Source organism: Colwellia maritima (assembly GCF_022669015.1).
GTDB lineage: Bacteria > Pseudomonadota > Gammaproteobacteria > Enterobacterales > Alteromonadaceae > Colwellia > Colwellia maritima.
The window spans coordinates 1435664-1461626 of the sequence record NZ_JAKKSL010000001.1; the positions used below are offsets into that span (position 1 = coordinate 1435664).

The following is a 25963-nucleotide window of genomic DNA, read 5'->3' on the forward strand; positions in this document are numbered from 1 at the left end:
AACCTAACCTCGTTAGTTTGATGAACCTGTGTGCTAATAATTATTTATTATTATTAAAACTACAAGCGGATGAAACTGAACTTGATCAACAACGACATTTTTTTATTAATGATTATTTAACTTACAGCATCACTATAAAAGAGATAACTCGTTATACATCGCTTATTACTTTTAAACAAAAGATTTTCACACCAAAAGCGTTTAATCATACACGTGATACAGAGACCAATTTTGCAAAAGCATTTCAACCACGTATGACTATCAGGTTGTATCATGATGCCCGTATGGCTGAAGTTATTAGCAGCCAAGATATTACGCAAGTACAACCGCGCTACGACTACCCGAATAAAAAAATGCATCAACAAGATGAAAAACAACAAATCAACCAATTTCTAAATGAGTGGTTGCACCTATGTTTAGCGCATGGCCAAGTTAACGTTGCGCTTTGAACCTAAGATGATGAAACAATGTCAAACCTAAAAAAAACGTTTGTAATCGCCCAATTTAGCGACTGTCACTTGTTTGCTGACAAACAAGCCAAGCATTTTGGTGCCGATGTTTGGCAAAATTTAACTCGTGTATTAGCTGATATTGCTCAACGTGACAGTATAGATTGTGTTGTGTTTACTGGTGATCTTACGCAAGATCACACTGAAGTTTCTTATCAACATTTTGTGCAAGCTATTAAACAGGCAAAACTTTCTGTGCCTGTGCATTTTTTAGCCGGTAATCATGACGATAGAGAGCTACTGACTAAGTACCTAAAAGGGCCTGACTTTGATACAAACAACACTATTAATCATGATTTTTGGCAAATACAGCTATTAGACAGTAAAAGTGATACACCATCGGGTTTAGTCAATCAGCAATGTTTACAAGCATTGCCCGCCCAAATGGATGAGCATAAATACCAATTGTTAATGATGCACCATCACCCTGTTAATGTAGGGTATTACATTGATAAACATGGATTATTAGAGCAAGATATCTTTTGGAAAAATATTGTTCGATTAAATAAAGCCAAGATAAACATTAAAGCGATTGCTTGTGGGCATGTGCACAGAGCAACGCATTTAACTCAATTTAATGTTGAGGTGTACACTTGCCCGGCAACTTCAGTACAATTTGGTGATACTAAAGAAAATTTAGGCTCAATACTACCTAGTTATCGATTGTTTTATTTAGCGAATAACGGTGCAATCAGTAGTGATATTATTTCGCTTTAAGTAACCCTATTAACCAGGCATGCATATCACGATAGATTATTGATAATAGGAAAAGTAAATAGATAAATATGCAAAAAAATATTCTTCATATTCATGGTTTTAATTCATCACCTCAATCGCTTAAGGCAATGTTATCGCGCCAATATTTTGAGGAACATTATCCTGAAATTAATTTTGTTTGTCCGCAATTAGCGAATTCACCTAATGAGGCCATCGCCCAATTAACGCAAATTATTGACGCAGCGAGTAATGAAGATTGGTACTTAATTGGCTCATCGTTGGGGGGCTATTTTGCACACTACTTAGCCAATAAATATCTATTGCGTGCAGTGCTTATTAACTTGACGATTAAACCTTACACATTGCTTGAAACTTATATTGGAGAACAGAAAAACACTTACACCAATACGACTTATCAAGTGACCGCGCAGCATATGATTGAACTTAAAATGATAGAGCAAACTGCTCCCACCTTTGACGACGAACAAAAAAATAATTATCTAATTATGGTACAAACAGGTGACGAAGTGTTAGATTATCAAGAAGCTGTAGACAAATTTCAGCACTGTCGTTTAATCGTTGAGCAGGGTGGCGATCATAGTTTCATTGGTTTTGATCAAAAACTGCCGATAATGGCTGAATTTTTTCAATTAAGCTAAGTTTCAAACATAAATAACAAAAATGTTGATAAAGATAAAATCATGACAGACCAATATAATTCAGACTCCATTGAAGTACTTAGCGGCTTAGATCCCGTTCGCCACCGTCCCGGTATGTACACTGACACAACTCGACCAAACCATTTAGGTCAGGAGGTTATTGATAACTCGGTTGATGAAGCGCTTGCGGGACATGCTCAAAATATTAGCGTGATTTTAGACAGCGATCAGTCATTAGAAATAATTGATGATGGTCGAGGAATGCCTATTGATATTCACCCCGAAGAAGGTGTTTCAGGGGTTGAACTTATCTTTTGTAAATTACACGCGGGGGCAAGTTCTCTAATAAAAACTATCAATTTTCGGGTGGTTTGCACGGTGTAGGTATTTCAGTGGTTAATGCGTTGTCTACTCGTGTAGATGTTTCGGTTAGGCGTGACAGCAAAGTCTACGAAATGGCGTTTGAAAATGGTTATAAAGTAGAAGAGTTAAGGGAAACTGGCACGGTAGGTAAACGCAATACTGGCTCAAGGGTGAAATTTTGGCCTGATCCTAAGTATTTTGATTCTGCAAAATTTTCAGTATTAAAGCTCACTCACTTATTAAAAGCAAAAGCGGTATTGTGCCCAGGCTTAACCATTAAGTTTCATGACAAAATAGACAATAAAAAGTACGAGTGGTGTTACGAAGATGGACTAACTGATTACTTAAAAGAGTCGGTTCAAGGTTATGTAAGTTTGCCAGAACAACCTTTTGTTGGCGAATTTACTGCACAAAGTGAAGCTGCAAACTGGGCGGTTACTTGGTTACCTGAAGGTGGTGAAAGTGTCGGCGAAAGCTATGTAAACTTAATCCCAACCGTTGCCGGTGGTACTCATGTGAATGGATTACGGCAAGGTTTATTAGAATCTATGCGTGAATTTTGTGAATTTAGGCATTTAATACCCCGAGGTTTAAAGTTAACCCCCGATGATATTTGGGATAAATGTAGCTATATTTTATCCATTAAAATGCAAGATCCACAATTTGCGGGGCAAACCAAAGAGCGCTTATCTTCACGTCAATGTGCAGCGTTTGTTACAGGCGTAGTAAAAGACGCCTTTAGTTTATGGCTTAATGAACATACAGATATAGCAGAACAATTAGCTGAATTCTGTATCAGCAACGCACAAAAACGTTTGCGTGCTAGCAAAAAAGTAGTCCGTAAAAAAATAACCCAAGGTCCTGCTTTACCCGGTAAACTAACAGATTGTGGTAGTCAAGATTTATCACGTACGGAACTATTTTTAGTCGAAGGTGACTCGGCGGGCGGTAGTGCAAAACAAGCACGGGACCGTGAAACTCAAGCCATCATGCCATTACGCGGTAAAATTCTTAATACGTGGGAAGTAGAGTCAGGACAAATACTTGCCTCGCAAGAAGTACATGATATTTCAGTTGCACTAGGTATTGACCCAGACAGTGACGATTTATCCGAACTGCGTTACGGTAAAGTGTGTATTCTAGCCGATGCTGACTCGGATGGACTGCATATTGCCACCTTATTGTGCGCTTTGTTCACCCAAGACTTTTTACCCTTAGTACAAGTGGGCACGTGTATGTGGCAATGCCACCACTGTATAGAATTGACGTGGGTAAAGAAGTATTTTATGCCCTAGATGAATCTGAAAAAGACGGCATTCTTGACCGAATAGAAGCCGAGAAAAAACGCGGTAAAGTCAACGTACAACGTTTTAAAGGCTTGGGTGAAATGAACCCACTTCAGCTACGAGAAACCACCATGGACGCTAACACTCGCCGTTTGGTACAACTTACCGCACTTGATGAAGAACACAGCGAAACCATAGAAATGATGGACATGTTACTTTCAAAAAAACGCTCAGGTGATCGTAAAGAATGGTTACAAGCTAAGGGTGATTTGGCTGTTGTTTAATATGTTTGATTAAAACAAACGATATCAGAGCATAACCGTAGTTTACTTAAAGACAGTGAGTTAGTCGAAGAGGCAGTTGTCCGGAAATACCGTACAACTGCTGTCAATGCAAAAAATTATCAAGTTAATTATAATAACTTCGATGTTCAAATAAATGCTCAATATATTGACCGAAACAATGTTTCGAAATAACCAATGAAGCTTGGTTGATATGACCAATAGATAGGTTAGTGATATTGATTATCAAATTATCAAATTATCAATAATTGATATTCAATATAAAGGTGTGATGTTCTAAATGGTATAGCAGTTATTAGTTTTGTTGTTATACCAATTGGGCTTGGTTTTTTCCGTATTCACTGTTAAATTTTGTAATTAAAAGCGCTAACAATTACGGGTAGATCTATGTAAAACTAAAAAACCATACGCTTACTGACAAAACGTTTAGCATTATATTTACTAGCATTTTGACGATTACGTTGTTCGTTAACTAACATATTGAATTCGTTCATGGATTGAATGAACTGTGGATTTTGAGAAATTATAGCCATTTCAGTATCTACATCACCAATATGTTTGATCATTGCTGCTTCAGCGGCTTTTGGATCTCGCTTAATGATCGCTTCTACTATTCTCGTGTGTTCCTCAATTACCGTCTCTTTATGCTTTATGCCCAGTAATCTTTTTAAATGTTTAACTCTACTCATTGCAGCTTTTGAGTTATCAAGCAAACGCCATGCACCTAATAACCCAAGATATTCAAATAATGAGCGATGAAATGTTTCATTAATTTCAATTAAACGTGCATTATCGTGTTCACTTTCAGCAATTGAAATTTCTTTAAGTAGTTGTTCTTGTTTTGTAATAATTGATTGCAACTGCACTTGTTCAGATAACGTGATGCCTTTTTCAGCAAGACGTGCAACACAACCCCCTTCTAATTTCCCTCGAATAAAGCATGCTTCAAAATATCGTTCCAAACTAATAGGAGCAACAAAACTACCACTTTGGGGCATTATTTTTACTAGTTCATCGTTTGCTAAACGTATCAATGCTTCTCTTACAGGAGTTTTACTTATTTCAAAAATAGCAGCGATTTCTTTTTCAACTAAAGGTGTTTCAGAAAGTAGAGACAGGTTAATAATTTTTTTGCGTAAAATTGAATATATTTGCTCCACTAAGCTCCCTTCTTTTGTTAAGTCAGAAGCATTTATTATGTTATCGATACTTTTAATTTCAAAATTGAGTGTGTTCATTCAGTAGAAAACCCTTTTATAAGCAAAGATTGATGATAAGTAATCGCTGACTTTATATCTATTTATGATTATTTTTGCAAGTGAAAGGATTTTTCACAAATATTCTTATATTTGGTAATTGGTAAAGTATGTGAATTGGTAAGGTAGGTGTAGGTTACTGAATCCATGAAAATTACGTTTAATACTAATATTTTGATGGTACAAGGGCTTTTTACCAAAATTTTGATATTTCCACTGTGTTTTTGGATGAATTGTAAGCTTCTTGGTATATCAATTTTATTTATTGGTCTAATACAAAAATATTGATATATCAATTTTTTTGTATTAGCATCATAAAACCACGATGGTATTATTTATGTGGTACATCAATTGGTATTGCCAATTAAATTAAAAAGAAGTACTTAAAACATAAAAAACTAGGGGATGACAATGAAACTGAATAAAATTAGTTCGATCTATCGTAAGTCAAATAATAAAAAACGTAATGAGATCCTATTTGGGGCAGCATTATTATCAATGTTAACTATGCCTACATTTGCTGCCGATGAAGCTATTTCCAAGGCTGAAGCTGAAATTGAAGTGATACAAGTTACCGGTATGCTCTCAAGTTTAAAAGCTGCAGCGCTTTTAAAGCGAACTGATGATCGTATCGTAGATGCTATCGTTGCTGAAGATATAGGTAAGCTGCCAGACAATAACATTGCTGAAGCATTGCAACGTATCACGGGTGTTTCAATCAGTCGTGATTTTGGTGTAGGCAATGCGGTTTCTATTCGTGGATTACCTCAAAACCGTGTTGAACTCAATGGTCGCTCTACTGTTGGTGACGATAGAAACGGTGTAAGTTTTGATGATTTTCCGGCAAGTTTTTTAAAAGCTGTTGAAGTAGTAAAATCTCCTACCCCTGAAATGATAGAAGGTGCATTAGGCGGAACTATTAGCATGAAAACTATCCGTCCGTTGGAGCTTGAAAAAACAATTGCTGCTATTTCACTTGATGCTGAATATGCGGATAAAGTTGAAAATGTAGCGCCAGTATTTAGTGCTTCTGTTGGTACTAATTGGGATCTTGGTGATAATGGTACTTTCGGTATTATGGGTATGGTTGCTTATCAAGACAGAGAGTTACGTCGCGACGAAGCCTTTAACCGTATAAAAGCATACGACCATACGTCGATAGAAGGGATTGATACTGCCTCTGCTAATACGCCAAGCGGTAAGTATATTATTGGCGATCAAAATACAATTGAAGAAAAAACTGAAACCCGCGAACGTACTGCATTAAATGTAAGCTTACAATGGGCACCTGCATCTGCTCAAGGTAATTTCTATTTGGATTTAAGTTCAACAGACCGGTCGGGTTCTCAAGACGCCTATTCAGTACTTGATGGCGGTAGTACTTTCATTGCTACAGCGGATACTTATGAAGATTCAAATGGTCAGTTACGTAATTTTCAAATAGATAATGTTTCTGCCAGTCCGAAAGCATGGAATGAGTTTCGGGAAACTAAATCGATATCTAATGCTATTGGAGGTGAGTGGTATTTTACAGATAAACTACTTATCTCTGGTGAATATTCTATAGCAAAATCAGAAAGTACTAAGCCGAAAACAGAATTCAATGGTCGTGCCATTAATCACGATGCTTTTGATGAATGGGCAGATAATTGGGATGGTTCGTCAAGTTTGCCAGGTTCAGCAACTCATACAAGTCTTGCTACAATTGTTGGTAATGGTGATAATGTGTGGGGTATAACCTATGCAGATCCAGATATTTTCTCGGATCCTGATAATTTATCATTTCGTGAATACAAATATAAACACACTAAAACTGACAATGAAGAAAAAGCGATACGTTTAGATGTTGTGTATTCTGAGCCTGCAGGTTTAGAGTGGGTTTCAGCAGTAAAAGCAGGTGTACGTACCACCACACGTGATTATGAATATAACGAAAGTGCCTATAATGCTAAAGATCTTTACAATAAGATGACTAAGGATGGCATACCTTACGCTATTTGGCTTGATGAAGTAGAAGCTATGCATCCAGGTAGTACTAAAGTTGTGAACAATGGTAATACATTTGATCAAACTGGTTTTACCGGTCCAAACGACATTCTTACTTATCGAGTTTTTGATGCGAATCAAATGTCAGATGCGGAAGGTACTTTTGCTAAAGTACAAAGTATGCTTTCAGGTACTAACTATGCAACAACGGGAAGTTTAGCGTCAAATTTAACTTATGAAGAATCAGCATATCGTGATATTTCTGAAGATACCACAGCGGTTTATTTACAATTTAATTTAGATTTTGATGAGGTTCGTGCCATTGTCGGTGGTCGTTATTTAAACACTGAGATTACGTCGGCAGCATACCAAGATGGCGTGATTGTTAGTGATACTATTGATTATAATGATTTCTTACCAAGCCTAAATGTAACGTGGGATTTTAATGACGAAACCCTTGTTCGTTTTGCCGCAGCTAAAGTAATGCGTAGAGCCGACTTTGGTCAACTTAGCCCAACATTTGATTATGATAATTCATTTGTTAACGCTAGTCGTGGGAATATTGCACTAGAACCCTATCGAGCTACTCAATATGATATTTCAGTAGAGCATTATTTTGGTGCGGGTAATATGGTTTCCGCAGCATTATTTTACAAAGATGTAGCATCCTTTTTAACCAATGAAACCTACTGTGGTTATGATGCAGCGGCTTTAGCTGAACAAAATACAGCGGAATTTGATAATATTTGTATTCGTCCTGATGCAACTAGTGAAACCTCGTCAATTGTTACTACAAATGATTTGGATGAATTTAATGCCTTAAATGCTGCGGGTAGAACGGGTATCAATGTAAGCCTAGAAACTAATGGTGAAAACGGAACGGTTCAAGGCCTTGAGCTTGGATATCAACAAAACTTTGACTTTTTACCCGGTGCATTGTCTGGTTTAGGTTTCTTGGCAAACTATACCTATGCTGATAGTGAACAACCCAATGGTAATCCGCTTTTAGATATTTCTAAAAATACGCTTAATGCACAAATTTACTGGGAATATGAAGATGTTGCATTACGTTTAGCTTACACCTTCCGCGATAAATACTTATATAGTGAAAATGAAAAACGCGTTGTGACTATTGGTTCAAAAGTGTTGGATAATTCTACTAGTGACTCATCCGATCCAGAATATGATGCAACAACGGGGAATAATTATCGTGATGACGCAAGCCAATTAGATTTCTCTGCAAGTTGGAACATTAATGAAAACTTTACCTTAGTGGGTAATGTAACTAACTTGACCGCAGAGCCAATTAGCTTCTCAACTGAGCTAGGATCTAAATGGAAATTTAGTGAATCTGACCGTCGTTTCACCGTTGGTATTCGTGCTAAGTTCTAATGATATTAATAAGTGTCTTGAGTATTTTTATGTACTCTATAGGCACTTGATCCTACCCTAGAGTTTTGTCAGAAAAGTAAGAGCAAATAAAATTTGTACCCTTATTACTTTTCTGACAATAATAATACATGGATGTGGTATTTGAGGGAAAATATAAGTTTATGCCCTCAATACGCCTCACACTTTTTAATTCTTGCTACTAGATAACCTCAGCTCGGCATAAATAAATGTTCTTCTAGTAGCTATTTTTACTAACTTCGGCGTTAAATTCACTTGCAATAGCGTCCGATTAACACGTAAATAAGCCTTGCTTATTTTGCGGGCTAAAGTAGTAAAACTATCAAGCTAGAAGTGAACCGAAATTTTAATGTTTTATTTTCAAAAAGTTAACCATGTCTTAAACCGAGCTCAGGTTAAATAAACAGAACATAAAGTCAATTGATTGTTCTTACTGGCTTTCTTTAATAATCGCTTTATACTAGTTTCATACTCATATTTCTAGGTAATTAGTATTCTTGGTTAAATTATTTACAAGAATTTTGGTCACATTCTTTTATGCTTTGATAGCAGCCCAAGCGAGTGTGATGGCTGCGGTTCAAAATGTAGAGGAGGGGATTGAAGGCTTTGACGAAGCGGTTATAAATATTGAAAAGCTAGTGGATAGCAATACACCGGCGGCGCAACTTCAATTAAAAAAATATGGCGACCACTTTAACGATCTAGCATTAAAACAAAAAATAACCTACCTAGACTTATTAACTGATATCTATATTACTCAAGGTCAATTTCATTTAGCAAAACAATTGACCACAGAGGGATTGTCACTAACTTTAAACCTTTCTAGCCCCAGTTTACTCATTTCTGAATTACTTTATAATCGCGGGTTTGCTAATGAAAGTATTGGTGAAATTGAACTTGCGACTAAAGATTATGAAAGCGGCTTAGAGTTGGCTAAATCACTACATGATAATGTGTTAACTGCTCGGGGGTTAGTCAATTTAGGCGCAATTTACTATTTAACTGGTCGGTATGAGAATTCGTTAATTGTTCTAAATGATGCTTACAATATTGCCAAACAAACTACTGATGAAAAACTCAAAGGTTCAGTAAACTCAGAGTTAGGTATTTTGTATGCGCATCTGGACAGAAATAAACAAGCAATGGTTTATTATCAGCAGTCTTATCAACACTATAAAAATGCCAATAAAACAGTTTTGTCCTTGAATTCATTGGTTAATATGGGACTTAATTATTTATCTGAAAAACAATACGACGATGCCATTCAAGCGTTTGAAACCGTCATTAATGAAGCACGAAATATAGATGAGTTTGCTATAAATCAAATTATGTATAGTACTTATTCTGGTTTATCGAGGGGTAATCTTAAGAAAAAAGAAGCTAACCCTGAGGCTAGTTATCAATATTTACTATTATCTAAGCAGTATTTAGAGAATATTGAACAATACGATACAGAACGACGATATTATATTGACGAAGCGTTTGTGTTATTTGAGCTTGAACGGTTTGATGAAGCGCTCAACAGCATTGCCAAAGTAGAAAATATATTCGCATTGCATGCACCTTTAGGGCACTTAAGAAAACAGGGTCACATTAACGTTATAGACCTAAAATCAAAAATATATTTTCAGCAAGGGCATTATCAGAAGGCCTATGAATTACAAAATCACCGGTTGTCATTAACGCGAGCATTACGGGATGAAAGGCATACGCAATCTATTGCTGAAGTACGCTTGGCGCTAGAAGCAAAAGAGGCAGATTTACAGAAGAAGGTTTTAAAAAACAAACAAACATTACAAGAAATAACATTATTAGAAGCAGAGGAAAAACAAGAACAGCAAAAATTATATTTACTTTATATTGCTGTTGTAGCCTTAGTTTTTGCCTGGTTATTGGTTAAGTTAGTGCAAGGGCAGCATAAATTATATAAAGCTTCTAGTTTAGATGCGTTAACCGGTATCGCTAATCGTAATGAGGTAATGAGAAAAGGAAAAAAATTATTCTATCAAGCTAAAATGAAAAAGAATAATTTTAGTGTTCTGATGATTGATATAGATTATTTTAAAAAAATAAATGAACAATTTGGCCACAGTGAGGGGGATATTGTACTGAAAAAAGTGGTGGAATTGGGTAAAGAGTTTATGCGAAAAACAGATGTTTTTGGTCGCTTTGGCGGAGAGGAATTTATTGCCTTTTTACCCCATACATCTTCTGAACAAGCGAAAATGATTGCGGAACGATTTAGACGCTCAGTTGAGACAAATGATTGGGGCAATATTAAAGCGTCACAAGCACCCTTTAATATTAGTATTAGTATTGGTGTCGCTAACAGTGTTGATTTTCTCAATGAAGAAGGATTCGATTTAGCTATGCTAATTAATAAAGCTGATCAATTGCTGTTCTTAGCTAAAGCTCAAGGTCGGAATCAGGTATGCACCTAATGGTAAAGTTATTTATTATATTACTTTGTTTATGTATGAGTATGTCTAGTGATAGCTTATTTGCCGAAACGAATGATAAAGAAGAAAGGCAAACGTTAACTCAGGTTAGCGAGCTCTCGGTGCGTCCAGATATCGTCACTTTGACAGAACTAGCAACACAAAATCCTAATCAAGCCCGATACTTGATCAATAATTTACCCACAGATAGAACCATGTTTAATTATGCCGAACAGTATTTATTATTATTAGCGCAAGCAAAAATAAAACAGTACGAACAACAACATAATGCAGTGATATCGCTTATTGAAAAGGCAAAACTATTAACCAAATATATCGTGAAAAAGCAATTAGACTTACCCCTGTTCTCTGATGCTTATTTAGTGCAGGCCACAAGTTATGCCGCGCTAAAAGACTATAAGAATGCTTACGAAAATAAGAAAACTTTTGTTGATGATTACAATGATTATAGTGATACAAAACGTGAGAACACGATTGAAAAATTAACTAAAAAATATGAAGTAGCCAATAAGAATCAAGAAAATGAATTGCTTGAAAACCAAAATAAATTAAAGGCATTACATCTTAATGCAGTAAAACAGCAACAGCAAGATTTGCAGAAAAAAATCATGTTAATTTTTTCGACTATTTTACTCTTTGTCTTATTATTTTTGCGTCAGTTTAAAGTAAGAAAAAAATTAATACTCCTAGCAAAAACTGACAGCTTAACTACTTTGTTAAATAGAGCGGCATTATTTAAAGCGGGTCATGTATTAGTTAAAAAAGCGAAGGAAGAAAATCTTGAATTAAGTGTTTTATTATTTGATATCGATTTTTTCAAATTGCTTAATGATGAGTTTGGGCATTCAGCGGTGATGCGGTTTTAAAGAAAATAGCACAGTTGGTGAGTGAAACAATGCGTTCTCGCGATGTTTTTGCTCGCTTAGGGGGAGGACAATTTGCTGCCATTTTGCCTAGTTCAGATCTTAGTCATGCAAAAGCTATTGCCGTACGAGTATTAGAAAAAATAGCCCGCTATAATTATAGCGAACTGGGCGTTAAGCAAAATGTTACGGTAAGCTTAGGTGTTGCTAATATAAAAGATACGGAAAGAGAATTTGATGATATTCTACATGCGGCCGATTTAGCAATGCATCAAGCAAAAGCGCGGGGCCGAAATCAAATAGTGAGTTACGAAACTATTGTTGAAGATCAAGAAAGGCGTCACCACTAACTTTTTGAATTCACTTGGCTATAAAAATCAGATAAGCTGTGTTTTATATAGCTATTTTTAGTCATATTTATCACGTTCAACTACGAGAAATAGTTCGCGTCCATAGATGCGATATTAATGTTTATGATAATAGGAAAACCATTGCATGTCTGATGTGCTCGAATATAGTCCAGACGGGGTAGAGCAGGTTCCCCTAAGACGTTTTACCGAAGAAGCTTATTTAAACTACTCAATGTACGTAATTATGGACAGAGCCTTGCCTCATATAGGCGATGGCTTAAAACCTGTGCAGCGGCGTATTGTTTATGCAATGTCAGAGCTTGGGTTATCAGCGACCGCTAAATATAAAAAATCTGCGCGTACTGTTGGTGATGTATTAGGTAAGTTTCATCCTCATGGTGATAGTGCGTGTTATGAAGCTATGGTGCTAATGGCACAGCCATTTTCTTATCGCTACCCTTTGGTTGATGGCCAAGGTAACTGGGGAGCGCCAGACGATCCAAAATCGTTCGCTGCAATGCGTTATACAGAATCACGTTTGTCAAAATTCAGTGAAATATTACTTGCTGAACTTGGACAAGGCACAGTGGATTGGGTGCCAAACTTTGATGGCACTATGAACGAACCAAAAACACTACCGAAGGCGTTTGCCTCATATTATGCTTAATGGTATTACGGGTATCGCTGTCGGAATGGCAACGGATATTCCTCCCCATAATGTGCGTGAAATTGCGGATGCTTGTGTACATCTAATTGAAGAACCTAAAGCAGAGGTTGCCGACTTATTAACGTATGTTAAAGGGCCTGATTACCCTACTGATGCCGAAATTATTACACCCAAAAGTGATATTGAAAAAATATATCAAACAGGGCGTGGCAGCATAAAAATGCGTGCTGTTTATGAACTAGAACATGGCGAAGTGGTGATAACTGCCTTACCTCATCAAGCATCAGGCGGTAAGATATTAGAACAAATTGCGGGACAAATGACCGCGAAAAAACTACCAATGGTAATCGATCTTCGTGATGAGTCTGATCATGAAAATCCGGTACGCTTAGTTGTGGTTCCTCGCTCAAACCGAGTTGATATTGAGCAGTTGATGCAGCATCTGTTTGCCGGCACTGATTTAGAAAAAAGTTATCGTGTTAACATAAATATGATTGGTTTAGACAATCGACCCGCGGTGAAAAACCTTCGAGAAATACTGTCTGAATGGCTTGAATACCGCAGAGAAACTGTGCGTCGACGTTTGCAATACCGCTTAGATAAAGTACTTGCTCGCTTACATATTTTAGATGGTTTATTGGTTGCTTATTTAAATATTGATGAAGTTATTGAGATCATTAGAACTTTTGATGATCCTAAAGCTGAATTGATGACGCGTTTTGGGTTATCTGAAATACAAGCACACGCTATTTTAGAGATTAAATTAAGACAACTTGCCAAGCTTGAAGAAATTAAGATCCGCGCAGAGCAAGATGAATTACGTGAAGAACAAGATTATTTAGAAAAAATTCTTAATTCAAAAGCTCGTATGAATACGCTGATGAAAAAAGAAATTCTATCGGCAGCTAAAGAGTATGGTGATGATCGCCGTTCTAAATTAGTTGAGCGTAGCGAATCAAAAGCCCTAACTGAAAAGGATCTAGTGCCAAGCGAACCTGTAACGGTAGTTGTTTCAGATAAAGGTCGGGCACGCTGTGCTAAAGGGCATGATATTGATGCTACAGCACTAAGTTATAAATCAGGTGATACTTATCTCTGTTCTGCAAAAGGTCGCAGCAATAATCCTGTCGCTTTTATTGATTCTTCAGGAAGAGCATTTACTACAGATGCCCACACATTACCGACAGCAAGAAGCCAAGGGGAGCCGTTAACGGGACGCTTTAGTTTATCCGCAGGGGAAAATTTTGTACATTGCGTGATGGCGCAAGACGAGTCTAAGTACTTACTTGTGAGCGATGCCGGTTATGGCTTCGTGAGTTCATTTAGCGATATGATCAGTCGAAATAAAAATGGTAAAGCACTGATTTCCCTTCCTCAGGCTGCCAAGGTATTAGCGCCACAGTTGATTGAACATATTAATACAGATTCATGTTTAGCTATTACAACAGAAGGACGAATGTTAGTTTTTCCTGTGAAAAACTTACCTGTATTGAGTAAAGGAAAAGGTAATAAAATTATTAATATCCCTTCCGCTCGAGCAAAGTCTAGAGAAGAGTATGTTAGCTTGCTAACCATTGTACCTGAAGGGGCTTCCATAACTTTGCATGCAGGGCGTCGGAAACTTACCTTAAAACCAACGGATATTGAGCATTATCGTGGCGAACGAGGTCGTCGTGGGAATAAGTTACCTCGAGGGCTACAACGTGTAGATCAAATAGAAATTGAAGCACCTAAACTGGTATCAGACGATGCATCCCTTGATGATTCAACAGTAAATGAAAATATAGAATCTAAGGACGATTCGCTATAGCCAATAGGCTGATATATACCCGTTACTGAACCCTAAATTGATTGCAACTTGTTTCAGGAGACACTCTCCTGAAACATTTTTTGATCGATATCAATTAAAAAGCAAACATGTTTTGTTTTGATTGTACATTGTATGTTTTGAGCGTAGAATGAGAACAATAGTAATTCTCATTAATCTTTGTAGGTGTTTCTTTATAGGTATTAATGATTTGTTATCCTAGGTGCTTTTCATAGCACATAGGGCACCAAGATACTCTTTACTGAAGATGATGAGAATGTTCCATTAGATAGGCGTTTACAGGTTATATTCTTTTAAGAAAGTAGCCGTGAAAACTGAAGTGTAAAGGTAAAAAAATGACCTTAGTTGATGTAGCAAAAAATCAAGTTGTAAAAATTAGTGCCTTACCACTTGATGAAACATTGTCGGCACTTTTATTAGAGCAAGGCTTTTGTTTGCGTACTGAAGTGGCTTTAGCGCATAAAGCACCTTTCAATGGGCCTTTGGCTTATCGATTGCATAATACAAAAATAAGTCTACAACGTTCTGTAGCTGAGCAAATTAAAGTTTCAGTCAGTTAATTATTTTATCAGGGCTTCAAATCCCAATCAATGTTACCTAAAGCCACATTTAGTACATTTTATATGAGTTTTTTTCATGAGTTGTTGTTCTAATTCTTCATCGTGTTCAGGAGCACCATTACCACCTAATGGCTCACACTATGCGTTAGTGGGTTTTGCTAATTCAGGTAAAAGCACGCTATTTAATTTATTAACATCACGTCAAAAAAATGGGCGTAAACAAAATGTTGGTAATTTCTCAGGTGTGACAGTAGCAGCTAAAAAATCGCCATTTCAAGTGGGGCAAGTCGATGCATTTCTTTCTGACTTACCTGGTTTAAGTTCACTTACTCAGCGAGGTGAGCAAGGGCAAGATCTCACTATTTCTCAGCAATTTATACAAAAAAACAATATCGATTGTTTAATCAATGTAATAGATATTAATCAAATAAGTCGTCAGCTTTATCTTACCACGCAATTACTAGAATTGGGTGTGCCGATGATTATCGTGCTGAATAAAGTGGATAGAAAAACACATCAATGGGTTGATACAAATAAACTCAGCGAAGAACTAGGTTGCCCTGTTGTTGCTATTAGTGCGCAAGACAAAAAATCCTTAAGTTTAATAGACAAAACACTGTTAACGTGTGATTTGAATAATAAGACCAAGACGGTTAATGAGCAGAAAGTTGAAAGCCTGTCAGCTATTCAAGCAAGACAAAATTATGTGGCGGATATTATTGGTCGTGTAAGTACTTCTGGTGGGGGGGCACGTCTTTCAGACACATTAGATAATATTGTATTACACCCTATTATTGGTGTTCCCGTGTTTTTAGGCATGATGTATCTACTTTTCATGTTTGCGATTAATGTGGGTAGTGCCTTTATTGACTTTTTTGATATATTAAGTGAGGCAATATTTGTCTCATATCCGTTGCATTATCTTGAGCCTCTCGGTTTGCCTCAGTGGATTCTAACCATTATTGAAGGGGTTGGAAGCGGTATACAAACCGTTGCGACATTTATACCTGTTATCGCTTGTTTATTTATTGGTTTATCTTTACTTGAAAACTCAGGGTATTTAGCACGTGCTGCCTTTGTTGTTGATAATGTCATGCAAAAAATAGGATTACCAGGTAAAGCATTTGTGCCGTTAATTGTCGGTTTTGGCTGTACGGTACCTGCGGTTATGTCAGCTAGAGTACTTGATAGTGAAAGAGAACGCATAACCACTATTATGATGTCACCTTTTATGTCTTGTGGTGCACGGCTACCTGTATATGCATTATTTGCTGCTGCTTTTTTCCTGATAGTGGGCAAAATCTAGTTTTTCTTTTATATTTAATTGGTATTGCCGCCGCTATTTTTACTGGATTTTTACTCAAAAAAACAGTCTTATCTGGCACTAGCTCTCTTAATATTATGGAGTTGCCGCCTTATGAAGTACCTCAGATTAAGGCTATTAGTAAACGTGTATGGCACCGTACTTATGGCTTTGTAACAGGAGTGGTAAAACAATTGTTATCGTGGTGTGTTTACTTAACTTTTTAAATTCAATTGGTACCGATGGTAGCTTTGGTCATCAAGACAGCGAAAAATCAATTTTGAGTCGAAGTGCACAAGTTGTTATGCCAATACTAACGCCTATGGGTATTAAAGAAGAAAACTGGCAAGCCGGTGTAGGCATTATTACAGGTATTTTTGCTAAGGAAGTACTCGTTGCTACTTTTAATAGTTTGTACTCTCCTCAAAATGTAGATGACCAAGCTGAACCTTCACTTATTGATAGTTGGCATGAGGCAACCGCGAGCATAAAAGAGAACTTACTCGGTATTGCTCCAGATGATCCCATGGTATTGATGTGGGTGATTTAAGTGACTTAGCTACTGTTGCTAAAGAACAACATGTTGAATTAAGTACTTATCAAGTAATGCAAGCCGCGTTCTTTGGGCAGTTGGGTGCCTTTAGTTATTTACTTTTTATTCTTTTATATACCCCTTGTGTTGCAGCTATGGGGGCAATAAAAAATGAAGTAGGTGGTCGTTGGGCCGGATTTGCAGCCATTTGGAGTTTCTCACTGGCTTATTTAATGGCGACATTGTGTTTTCAAATAGGTAATTTTTTCGTTGCTCCGTTAATGGCAAGTATCTCAATCGCAGTTGTTTTTGCGTGTTTTGCGGGTATATATTTTTGGTTAAAACATCAAGGCCGGAAGGTGCTCACTATCCCTATCTCTGTAAGGTATTCATAACAGATAGGCGATTTGTTAACTAATATCTCAATTATAATGTATTGTGTGGACTTAACGCTAGTCATAAAATTCACTATTTGACTAGCGTGACACTGGTATTTTTCTCGTTTGCGGGCTAATCTGTTATTTTAAATCGATGCACCTTTTTCTATTATTAGGAAAGAAAAGGTTACTCGCATCAATTTAGATACCAATAATTTTGTGATTTATGTCAAAATCTCTGTAGAAAAATCTGCTAAACTTACTCTTGTAACAGTTTCATTAATTAGGTGATCTATTTTATAGGTAGAAAAAATTGCCAAATACAAGGCATTTATTTAATAACGAGTTGTTCTAATTATTAAATAAATAACGATGTAGTTGGAGGTTTTTGCAAGTAGAAAGGATCACATAGTTAGCGAGATTAGTAATATATATCGCTAATGTCGCAACGAGCAAAATTCGATTAATCATATCAGTTTCAGACTATTTCTCTATTTCTCTTGCAAAAAGGAGAGTTAACACTTGATCAATTACATCATTGTTTTATCTGTTATATCAATACTACTTTTTTGTTGGATATATAGTCTAAGAAAAGTGAATGGTAGAAAACATACCGTAAAAGAATTATTGCGCGAAAGTAAGGATAAGTATCGCGCTATGTTTGAAACTGCCCTTGTTGGTATGGCACTTAATGATAAAGAAGGTAAGTTAGTAGAGGTTAATCAAGCTTATCTTGATATTATTGGTTACACTTATGAAGAAGCCTATAACTTAACTTATTGGGATCTCACCCCTAAGTCTTATGAAGAACAAGAAGACTTTCAACTTAAATCGTTAACCGAAAAAGGCCGCTATGGGCCTTATGAAAAAGAATATATTCATAAAGATGGTCATCTTGTTCCTGTTTTATTAAATGGGGTGCAGGTGATAGGCTCAGACAATGAGGTTTATACTTGGTCTTTTATTCAAAATATTGCGGAGCATAAACAAGTTGAATTACGTGAAAAAAATCGCTCACATATTTTAGAGCTTATTGCTAGCGATGAATTGTTATCTGTCATTCTAGGTGCGATTGTAAAAGGCGTTGAAGACGAAAATCCTAACATGCTATGCAGTATTTTAGTCATAGATGAGTTGGGCAAGCATTTATTAAGTGGTGCGGCACCAAGTCTTCCAAGTTTTTATACTCAAGCGGTTAATGGGATAGAAATTGGAATCGGGGTTGGATCTTGTGGTACTGCTGCATTTAAAAATGAGCGTGTTATTGTTGAAGACATACAAAATCATCCATACTGGGCTTCTTATGCAAAGCTAGCAAAAGATGCCTGTTTGGGAGCTTGTTGGTCGGAGCCTATTCGCTCTACTCAAGGTAAAGTGTTAGGTACTTTTGCGATCTATCACCATGAAGTTAATCGCCCAACAGAAACCGATTTGCTGTTAATCGAACAAACGGCCAGTCTAGCAAGTATCGCTATTGAAAAAAATCATGATATTTTAGCCCTAAAATCTGGCCGAGAGCAGATGCAACTTGTATTAGCAGGTGCAGAGCTTGGTTTTTGGGATTGGGATATGACAACCGGTAAGGTAGAAAGAAATGAGCGATGGGCAACCATGCTTGGATATACCTACCAAGAAATACAATATACCACGAATCAATGGTCAGATTTTGTCCATCCCGATGATAGAGAAAGGGCATGGGAATCAATCAATGATGTACTAGAAGGTCGTTCAAAAGGTCATAGTTTAGAATACCGAATGCTTACAAAAGATGGTGGATATCGATGGATTCTTGATCAAGCTAATGTAATGAAACGGGATAATAATGGCAAACCACTTCGCATGAGTGGAACGCATAATGATATTACTAACCGAAAAATAGCAGAAGAAAAGCTGAAACTTGCTGCCAGTGTTTTTACTCATGCACGTGAAAGTATTACGATTACGGATACTAGTGGTGTCATTATTGATGTGAATGATACTTTTACCTCAGTAACCGGTTATAGCCGTAAAGATGTTGTAGGAAAAACGCCTAGTATTCTAAAATCAGGTAAACAATCGCCTGAATTTTATGCCGATATGTGGCAGGCCCTATTAGGAGAAGGACACTGGTATGGTGAAATTTGGAACCGCCGAAAAAATGGTGAATTGTTTGCTGAGATGAAAGCGATTAGCGCCGTTTTAGATGAAAATGGTATTACTACGCATTATGTCGCTCTAGGTAATGATATTACGCTCATAAAGGAACACCAAGCTCAACTAGAAAGCATAGCCCATTTTGATACCTTGACTAACTTGCCTAATCGCACATTACTGGCTGACCGGTTAAATCAAGCTATGGTTCAGTGTAGTCGTCACAAACAATCGCTTGCTGTTGTGTTTTTGGACTTAGATGGCTTTAAGTTTGTTAATGATACCTACGGACACGATGTTGGTGATGAACTGTTAATAGCACTTTCCGTGCGTATGAAAAAAGCATTACGCGAAGGAGATACCTTGGCGCGTTTTGGTGGGGATGAACTTGTTGCTGTATTAACAGATTTAGATAATATTGAAGACTTCGAACCCGTGTTATCACGTTTATTACTCGCTGCATCTGATCCTGTTACGCCGGGTAATATAGTGATCAACATTTCAGCAAGTATTGGCGTTACCATTTACCCACAAGACAATGTCGATGCTGATCAACTTATGCGTCATGCAGATCAAGCTATGTATGTTGCAAAAGAGTCAGGTAAAAATCGCTATCACTTATTCGATATCGTTCAAGATGATGCGATAAAAGTTCAACATGAAAGTCTTGAGGCTATACGTAATGCATTAGATAAACAACAGTTTGTACTTTACTATCAGCCTAAAGTGAATATGAAAACTGGTGTAGTTACAGGGGTAGAGGCATTGGTTCGTTGGCAACATCCTGAATTAGGGCTATTAAGTCCTGCTGAGTTTTTGCCTGTCATTGAAAATAACTTAATGATGATAGAATTGGGTGAATGGGTTATTGATACCGTGTTGTCGCAAATTCTACAATGGCAAAATATGGGGCTTGAGTACCCATTAAGCACTAGTGTGAATGTAGCTGCTGTACAAATTGAACAGCCTGACTTTTCTCAACGACTGGCATCGTTACTCGCTGCACATCCTGATGTTGAACCATGTTATTTAGAATTAGAAGTACTTGAAACAACCGCACTACATGATGTGAACCATGTGTCAACAATCATGAATGCATGTGTCGCACTCGGTGTTAAGTTTGCGTTGGACGATTTTGGTACTGGCTATTCATCTTTAACTTATCTAAGAAGATTACCTGCAAATTTGATAAAAATAGACCAAAGTTTTGTCCGAGATATGCTCATTGATAATGATGATCTCGCTATTGTAGAAGGAGTTATTGGGCTAGCTAAATCATTTAAACGAGAGGTAATTGCAGAGGGTGTTGAAACTACCGCACACGGCACTGCATTATTAGCATTAGGGTGTGAATTAGCGCAAGGGTATGGTATTGCCAAACCCATGCCTGCCGCCGATATTCCTGCGTGGATAAAAGACTGGAAGCCTGATGTAAGCCGGAATGTTTAATCTAGCTTAAGCTATTGTGCTACTAACGGTAAGGCCTATCAATTATTTGTCAGTTATCGTTAACTAAATCAGTTTGATCTCAATTGATTTACTACAAGGTCCTATTATTTCAATTGTTTTTGTCTAACCCCTCTAGAAAGCGCTTGTTGTTTGTGATGAGATAGTTTTTTAATGATTTGAGCTTTAATAAATGGAAAACGCAGATGAAAAAGATTAACCGTATTGCAATATTAACCAGTGGCGGTGATGCGCCAGGAATGAATGCAGCCATTCGCTCGGTAATACTTGCTGCGCATCATTATCATATTGACGTCATTGGTTTTTATCATGGTTTTAATGGTCTTATATGTAAAGAAAATATTAATCAAACAAAGTGTTTAAGCTTGGTCGATACCAGTAATATAATTCAACGTGGTGGCACCATTTTAAAAAGTGCACGTTGCCCTGAAATGCAAACTGAGCAGGGATTAAAACAAGCAGCAAAAACATTAAATAATAACGAAATTGAAGCATTAATTGTAATTGGTGGTGATGGTTCTTTTAATGGGCTGATTGAGTTGAAAAATTATTGGCATGGACAACTTATTGGTATTCCAGGAACAATAGATAATGACCTTGATGGCACAGATTTTACTATTGGTTTTGCTACCGCTGTTAATACAGCGATAGAAGCCATTGATAAAATTCGTGATACAGCAGATGCGTTTGAACGTATTTTCATTGTTGAGCTTATGGGGCGTCATAGTGGTCATATAACCTTTAATGTTGGTATTGCCTGTGGTGCAGAACAAGTTCTGTCATTTGAAAACTTTTCAATAGATGATAAAGAAGCAAAATTACAACAATTGGCAGATGAAATAAACACGGCGCAAGAAAATCGCCATAGTAGTTATATTATCGTTATTGCTGAAAATTTATGGCCAGGCGGTGCGATGGAACTGGCTAAAGAGTTAAGACAAAAAGCAAATGTTGATTGCACTGCCTGCGTACTAGGGCATATACAACGAGGTGGTTCTCCGGTACCTAAAGATAGGTTATTGGCAACAAAGATGGGGGTTGCTGCTGTACAAGCTATTATTGAAGGAGAGCATTGTATTATGATTGCCGAGCAAAATAATACGATGTGCCACATCAATTTAGCAGAGGCTGTTAAACACCATAAAGTTGTTAATCAACAACTAGTGGAAGCACAAGAAAATATTTTAGCCTTGACCGCACAAAACCAATATTAAATGAAAAGTATTGTGTTTTTTGAGCTTACTTGTGAATACAAGAACTTGGTGATAAACGTATTTTAAACACTTAAACACTTAAACACTTAACTACTAATTTATCATTTAATCACGGGAAGTTTTGCTAAGGAGGGGAAGTAGAATTACATCCCCTCATTTCAGTACCAGGTGGTCTTTACGGTAAAGTAATAATAACTGTTGTACCTTTACCTACTTGACTCTCTATTTTGATATCACCGCCTAATTTATTCTTGATTAAATCATGAGTAGTGCTCATGCCTACACCAACATAGCCGCGATCTTTACGCGTAGTAAAGAATGGAGTGAATACTTGTTTTAATACAGTTTTATCCATTCCTTTACCGTCATCTTTATAGGTGATTTTAGCGCCATTTTTGGCACCTTTTTCTACTGTTAATGTTATTTTGCCATTACCAGTATTATCAAAACCATGCTTTAACGAATTATTAATGAGATTTAACAATGCTAATGCAATAAAGCTTGGAACAGATCTAATTGATAATTTTTGTTCACCAAAGATAAAGATAGGCAATTTCACTTTGTGTAAATTCAAAATCGTATAACATCATCATTTTTTGCATGTAAGCGACCAGATCAAAATTTTGCATTTTAGTATCATCTTGATCTGCCGCAATGTGATTAAAGGTTTCTAATAAATTTGCAACAGGTTTAACTTTAGCTACATTCTTCTTATCACCGTTAGTCTCAAGCTCGATTAGATAATCATCTAACGATACACCCACGGCAAAGGTAATATCCGTTGCAATGTAGCCAAATGCAGCAAGGTTTTCTGATTTTATTAATTGATTTTCTCTAATTGGTAACAACTTGTCATTTTCATTTTTTACTGGTGATATAGGTTGCGAGGCAGCGTTTTTAGCTTTATTCCACATGAAGTATGCAGCAAATAAAGCAATAACGGCAATAAGAACAAAAATATAAAATAAGGTTTGGAAAGTAGATAGGCTCTTATTTTCTTTTGTTATAGTTGATAATTTAGCCAAGGTATTATTTGTGATACTTTCTTGTTTTTTAAGCTTTGCGGTTAATTCAACAATTTCATTATCTTGTTCTTCTGTGTTTTCTTCAATAGGAGCTTGCTCATCTAGATTGTTTACTCTCAATTGTGCTTGCTGAGTTTCTAACTGTTTTTCCAATTGTTGTAGTTTTTTGTCTTGAGATTTTATTTTTTTATTTTTTTTATCATTCTCTTGTTCGGCAAGTTTTAAACGAACTGCATTTTTTTGCAAAATTAAGTTGTTTTTCTCTGAGTTTTCTTTGCTTTCATTGAGTTTTTGGTTCAACTCATCTAATAAAGATTTTTGCTGCAAGGCTTGATTTTCAAGCGCCTTTTTTTGTTTTTCTAAGTCATTTTTAAGTGCTAATAGGTCATCTGTGCGTTGTTTCTGTAATGCGGTAGGACCTATTGTTAATATCTCTTCCTGAGGTTGTTCATCGGTAAAGTATGAAAGTTCAGGCATTATTAATTGTTCGTTTGTAATGGCATCATCATTCACTTTAAGCACAATTTTAGCATCTGATTTGTTGAATGAAATATCAACCATGGTATCTTGATTATTTTTACTGTCTTCAGAAATAACTAAAACATGAGAGCCGCTGATTTTATCAATCAATTTTGTAAATTTGTTTTGGTTTAATGAGGGAACAAACAAAATGTTAACGGTTTGAGCTTTTTTTCTGTCGGAGATTAATTGCACTAAAATGTCTTTACCTCGAACACCTTTGTTAGCAAAAAAGTTTTTAAAATAGGTGTATTTTTCAATGTCATCGTAAATACCAATAACGAACTCACGTTGTCTGGCCTCAGCAGGCCAAGTGACATATTTAGCAAATTTACTTACTAATTTGGCTTGTTCGTTCTCAAGTGTGGTGGTTCTAGCCCAAGATTGGCCTCCAAGCAGAAGACCGAGACTAAGAGTGACTAATAAACAACGTGATATTAATCGTGTAAATGTTGCTTCCATGACTTACCTTACAAAAAATTTATTATTATGTTTTTATTATTTTACGTATAATTAATCTTAAATCAATACTTTACTCACAATCAAGAAGAGTTCGCATTTTTTTGACAGGGAAGGGAGTATAAACAAGGTCTCTTATTAACCCGTTTTCCTCGTCATTGTCGCGTTGTCATCTTAATGAAATCTATTTTTATGGCGTATTCACTACTTGTAACGATAATGAAAAGCTACTACCTTGACCTAGTTTACTATCAACAAAAATTTCAGAGTTTAAAATTTTGCTCAATTTTTGACTAATGGCTAAACCTAAGCCGGCATGAGGTGTTTTATCTTCAATGGCATTACTAGCACGATATCTAGCATCAAAAATATAAGCAATATCCTCTTTGCTAATGCCAGAGCCATTATCGGTTACTGCTATTTTTATTTTATTCGTTAGTTGACTAACAATAATGGCGACCTCTCCATTCTGACTCGTATGTCTTATGGCATTTTCTAATAAATTGGTGATGATACGTTCAAGTTTGGCAATGTCAGAGTAAACAACAAAGCGACATTGTTGAGGCTGTAAGCTCAGGCTGATATTTTTATCTTTTGCTTTGAGTGCGAACTTAGCAATGATGTCATGTAGTAATTCGCCAATGGCAAAAGTTTCTAAACTAACGGTTACTTGGCCATCTTCTAAATGCGCTAACTCAAAGATTTGATCAATTAGCCGTTTCAACTGTTGGCCATTTCGTTGAGCTGTTGCAAGATAATCTGCTCGTTCAAGTGTTGTTAACTTATCACCTTTAATTACCATGGTTTCAATATAGCCTTGCATGGTGGCTAAAGGAGTACGTAAATCATGAGATAAATGCGCTAATAACTCTCTTCTGATACGATCATTTTCAGTCAGTTGAGAAAACTGTTGATTGATTTGTTTGACCATAACATTAAAGGTATTACCAAGCTTATGTACTTCATTGTTTTCGGGATTTGTCCATTGGGTTAATACTATTTTAGATTGATCAAACTTTACGGCATTAATTGCGGTCATTTCATTGGCTAGTTTTTTTATTGGCGCAGTGAAATAACGAAAAACGGCTAGTAAAACGAGTAACAGAAGTAATAAAGAACCAATGAATAAAGTACTATATTGTTGTAAATGTTTATCATTTTTGACTTGGTTAAAAATAGAGTCATAAATTTCTCCGCCAATAATGACATACAAATACCCTTGTAAATTATCTCCGCGATAGATAGGTGCAGCAGAAAATATTTTCTGTTTATCTACACTACGAGGATCATCACCAAAAATGGGCACGATATCGGGATTTGATATTAAGTTGACTAGGGGACTTAATTCCACTTTTTTACGCTTTATTTTACTAGCATCTGCAGAGTAAGTAATAATGTTTCCCGCGGGATCAAGAAAATAAAACTCAAATGAAGGGCCTAATAACATCAAAGTATGGAATAAATTTTTCAATGCACTTTTGTCATATACGCCATCTTGTAAAAGAGGATTATCATGCGCTAAATGTTCAGCAAGTTGGCTGTGTAATTTTTGTTCTGCTTGTAATTTTGAATGTTCGGCTAAGGAATTACTCCAATAAAAAAGCATTGAAGCAATGATAATAAAAGCAAAACATACGGACAAAGCGAGTCGCCGGTAAAGTGATAATTTCATGAAAAACTCTTTCTAAATATGACTAATGGTTGATGCTCATTGCTTAGTTA

At 36.4% G+C, this 25963-nt stretch carries 12 protein-coding genes and 4 pseudogenes; 12 read left to right on the forward strand and 4 right to left on the reverse strand.

Going from position 1 to position 25963, the window contains the following annotated elements; all coding sequences use genetic code 11:
• The first annotated feature begins 20 nt into the window (after positions 1–20).
• From L3081_RS07090 to parE, 4 genes and pseudogenes are all read left to right on the forward strand, one after another.
• Positions 21–449: a DUF1249 domain-containing protein gene (locus L3081_RS07090; RefSeq protein ID WP_242285631.1), complete on the forward strand. Its 429-nt coding sequence runs from the start codon at positions 21–23 to the stop codon at positions 447–449.
• A gap of 18 nt (positions 450–467) precedes the next feature.
• Positions 468–1226 (forward strand): metallophosphoesterase, encoded by a 759-nt coding sequence (locus L3081_RS07095; protein WP_242284454.1) that lies wholly within the window; start codon positions 468–470, stop codon positions 1224–1226.
• Between the two features lie 68 nt (positions 1227–1294).
• Entirely contained in the window at positions 1295–1885 is a 591-nt protein-coding gene (locus L3081_RS07100; protein WP_242284455.1) for a YqiA/YcfP family alpha/beta fold hydrolase, read from the forward strand.
• A 42-nt stretch (positions 1886–1927) separates the two neighbouring features.
• Positions 1928–3818 (forward strand): annotated as a pseudogene (gene parE, locus L3081_RS07105) (DNA topoisomerase IV subunit B).
• Positions 3819–4231: 413 nt separating this feature from the next.
• Here the strand turns inward: parE and L3081_RS07110 are convergent.
• A complete protein-coding gene (locus tag L3081_RS07110) occupies positions 4232–5074 on the reverse strand; it encodes a GntR family transcriptional regulator (protein WP_242284457.1) in 843 nt (280 codons plus the stop codon).
• 429 nt (positions 5075–5503) lie between these two features.
• Here L3081_RS07110 and L3081_RS07115 point away from each other — a divergent pair, with 429 nt between their 5' ends.
• The 8 genes and pseudogenes from L3081_RS07115 to L3081_RS07165 all read left to right on the forward strand — a co-directional run bounded on the left by L3081_RS07115 (position 5504) and on the right by L3081_RS07165 (position 22238).
• Positions 5504–8470: a TonB-dependent receptor gene (locus L3081_RS07115; RefSeq protein WP_242284459.1), complete on the forward strand. Its 2967-nt coding sequence runs from the start codon at positions 5504–5506 to the stop codon at positions 8468–8470.
• A 539-nt stretch (positions 8471–9009) separates the two neighbouring features.
• A complete protein-coding gene (locus tag L3081_RS07120) occupies positions 9010–10929 on the forward strand; it encodes a tetratricopeptide repeat-containing diguanylate cyclase (protein ID WP_242284460.1) in 1920 nt (639 codons plus the stop codon).
• A 716-nt stretch (positions 10930–11645) separates the two neighbouring features.
• Positions 11646–12157 (forward strand): annotated as a pseudogene (locus tag L3081_RS07125) (diguanylate cyclase); the annotation flags it as partial.
• Between the two features lie 148 nt (positions 12158–12305).
• A pseudogene (parC, locus tag L3081_RS07130) lies at positions 12306–14637 on the forward strand (DNA topoisomerase IV subunit A).
• Between the two features lie 353 nt (positions 14638–14990).
• Positions 14991–15215 carry a FeoA family protein gene (locus L3081_RS07135; protein ID WP_242284462.1) on the forward strand — a complete coding sequence of 75 codons (225 nt, stop codon included), beginning with the start codon at positions 14991–14993 and terminating at the stop codon, positions 15213–15215.
• 76 nt (positions 15216–15291) lie between these two features.
• A pseudogene (feoB, locus tag L3081_RS28955) lies at positions 15292–17445 on the forward strand (ferrous iron transport protein B).
• Positions 17446–18021: 576 nt separating this feature from the next.
• Entirely contained in the window at positions 18022–21006 is a 2985-nt protein-coding gene (locus L3081_RS07160) for an EAL domain-containing protein (protein ID WP_242284471.1), read from the forward strand.
• Positions 21007–21209: 203 nt separating this feature from the next.
• Positions 21210–22238 carry an ATP-dependent 6-phosphofructokinase gene (locus L3081_RS07165; RefSeq protein WP_242284473.1) on the forward strand — a complete coding sequence of 343 codons (1029 nt, stop codon included), beginning with the start codon at positions 21210–21212 and terminating at the stop codon, positions 22236–22238.
• Positions 22239–22413: 175 nt separating this feature from the next.
• On the opposite strand, the gene L3081_RS07170 is transcribed toward L3081_RS07165, so the two are convergent.
• The 3 genes from L3081_RS07170 to L3081_RS07180 all read right to left on the reverse strand — a co-directional run bounded on the left by L3081_RS07170 (position 22414) and on the right by L3081_RS07180 (position 25913).
• Complete coding sequence (locus tag L3081_RS07170; protein ID WP_242284475.1) at positions 22414–22797, reverse strand: sensor histidine kinase; 384 nt, start codon at positions 22795–22797, stop codon at positions 22414–22416.
• Positions 22769–24244 carry a YfiR family protein gene (locus L3081_RS07175; RefSeq protein WP_242284484.1) on the reverse strand — a complete coding sequence of 492 codons (1476 nt, stop codon included), beginning with the start codon at positions 24242–24244 and terminating at the stop codon, positions 22769–22771. The genes L3081_RS07170 and L3081_RS07175 overlap by 29 nt, the downstream gene beginning before the upstream one ends.
• Positions 24245–24431: 187 nt before the next feature.
• A complete protein-coding gene (locus L3081_RS07180; RefSeq protein WP_242284486.1) occupies positions 24432–25913 on the reverse strand; it encodes a sensor histidine kinase in 1482 nt (493 codons plus the stop codon).
• Positions 25914–25963: the final 50 nt, after the last annotated feature.

Coding starts and splice junctions, on each gene's coding strand:
- L3081_RS07095 (WP_242284454.1), top strand. CDS start 468: ATGTCAAACCTAAAAAAAACGTTTGTAATCGCCCAATTTAGCGACTGT.
- L3081_RS07135 (WP_242284462.1), top strand. CDS start 14,991: ATGACCTTAGTTGATGTAGCAAAAAATCAAGTTGTAAAAATTAGTGCC.
- L3081_RS07090 (WP_242285631.1), top strand. CDS start 21: ATGAACCTGTGTGCTAATAATTATTTATTATTATTAAAACTACAAGCG.
- L3081_RS07180 (WP_242284486.1), bottom strand. CDS start 25,913: ATGAAATTATCACTTTACCGGCGACTCGCTTTGTCCGTATGTTTTGCT.
- L3081_RS07175 (WP_242284484.1), bottom strand. CDS start 24,244: ATGGAAGCAACATTTACACGATTAATATCACGTTGTTTATTAGTCACT.
- L3081_RS07165 (WP_242284473.1), top strand. CDS start 21,210: ATGAAAAAGATTAACCGTATTGCAATATTAACCAGTGGCGGTGATGCG.
- L3081_RS07110 (WP_242284457.1), bottom strand. CDS start 5,074: ATGAACACACTCAATTTTGAAATTAAAAGTATCGATAACATAATAAAT.
- L3081_RS07115 (WP_242284459.1), top strand. CDS start 5,504: ATGAAACTGAATAAAATTAGTTCGATCTATCGTAAGTCAAATAATAAA.
- L3081_RS07100 (WP_242284455.1), top strand. CDS start 1,295: ATGCAAAAAAATATTCTTCATATTCATGGTTTTAATTCATCACCTCAA.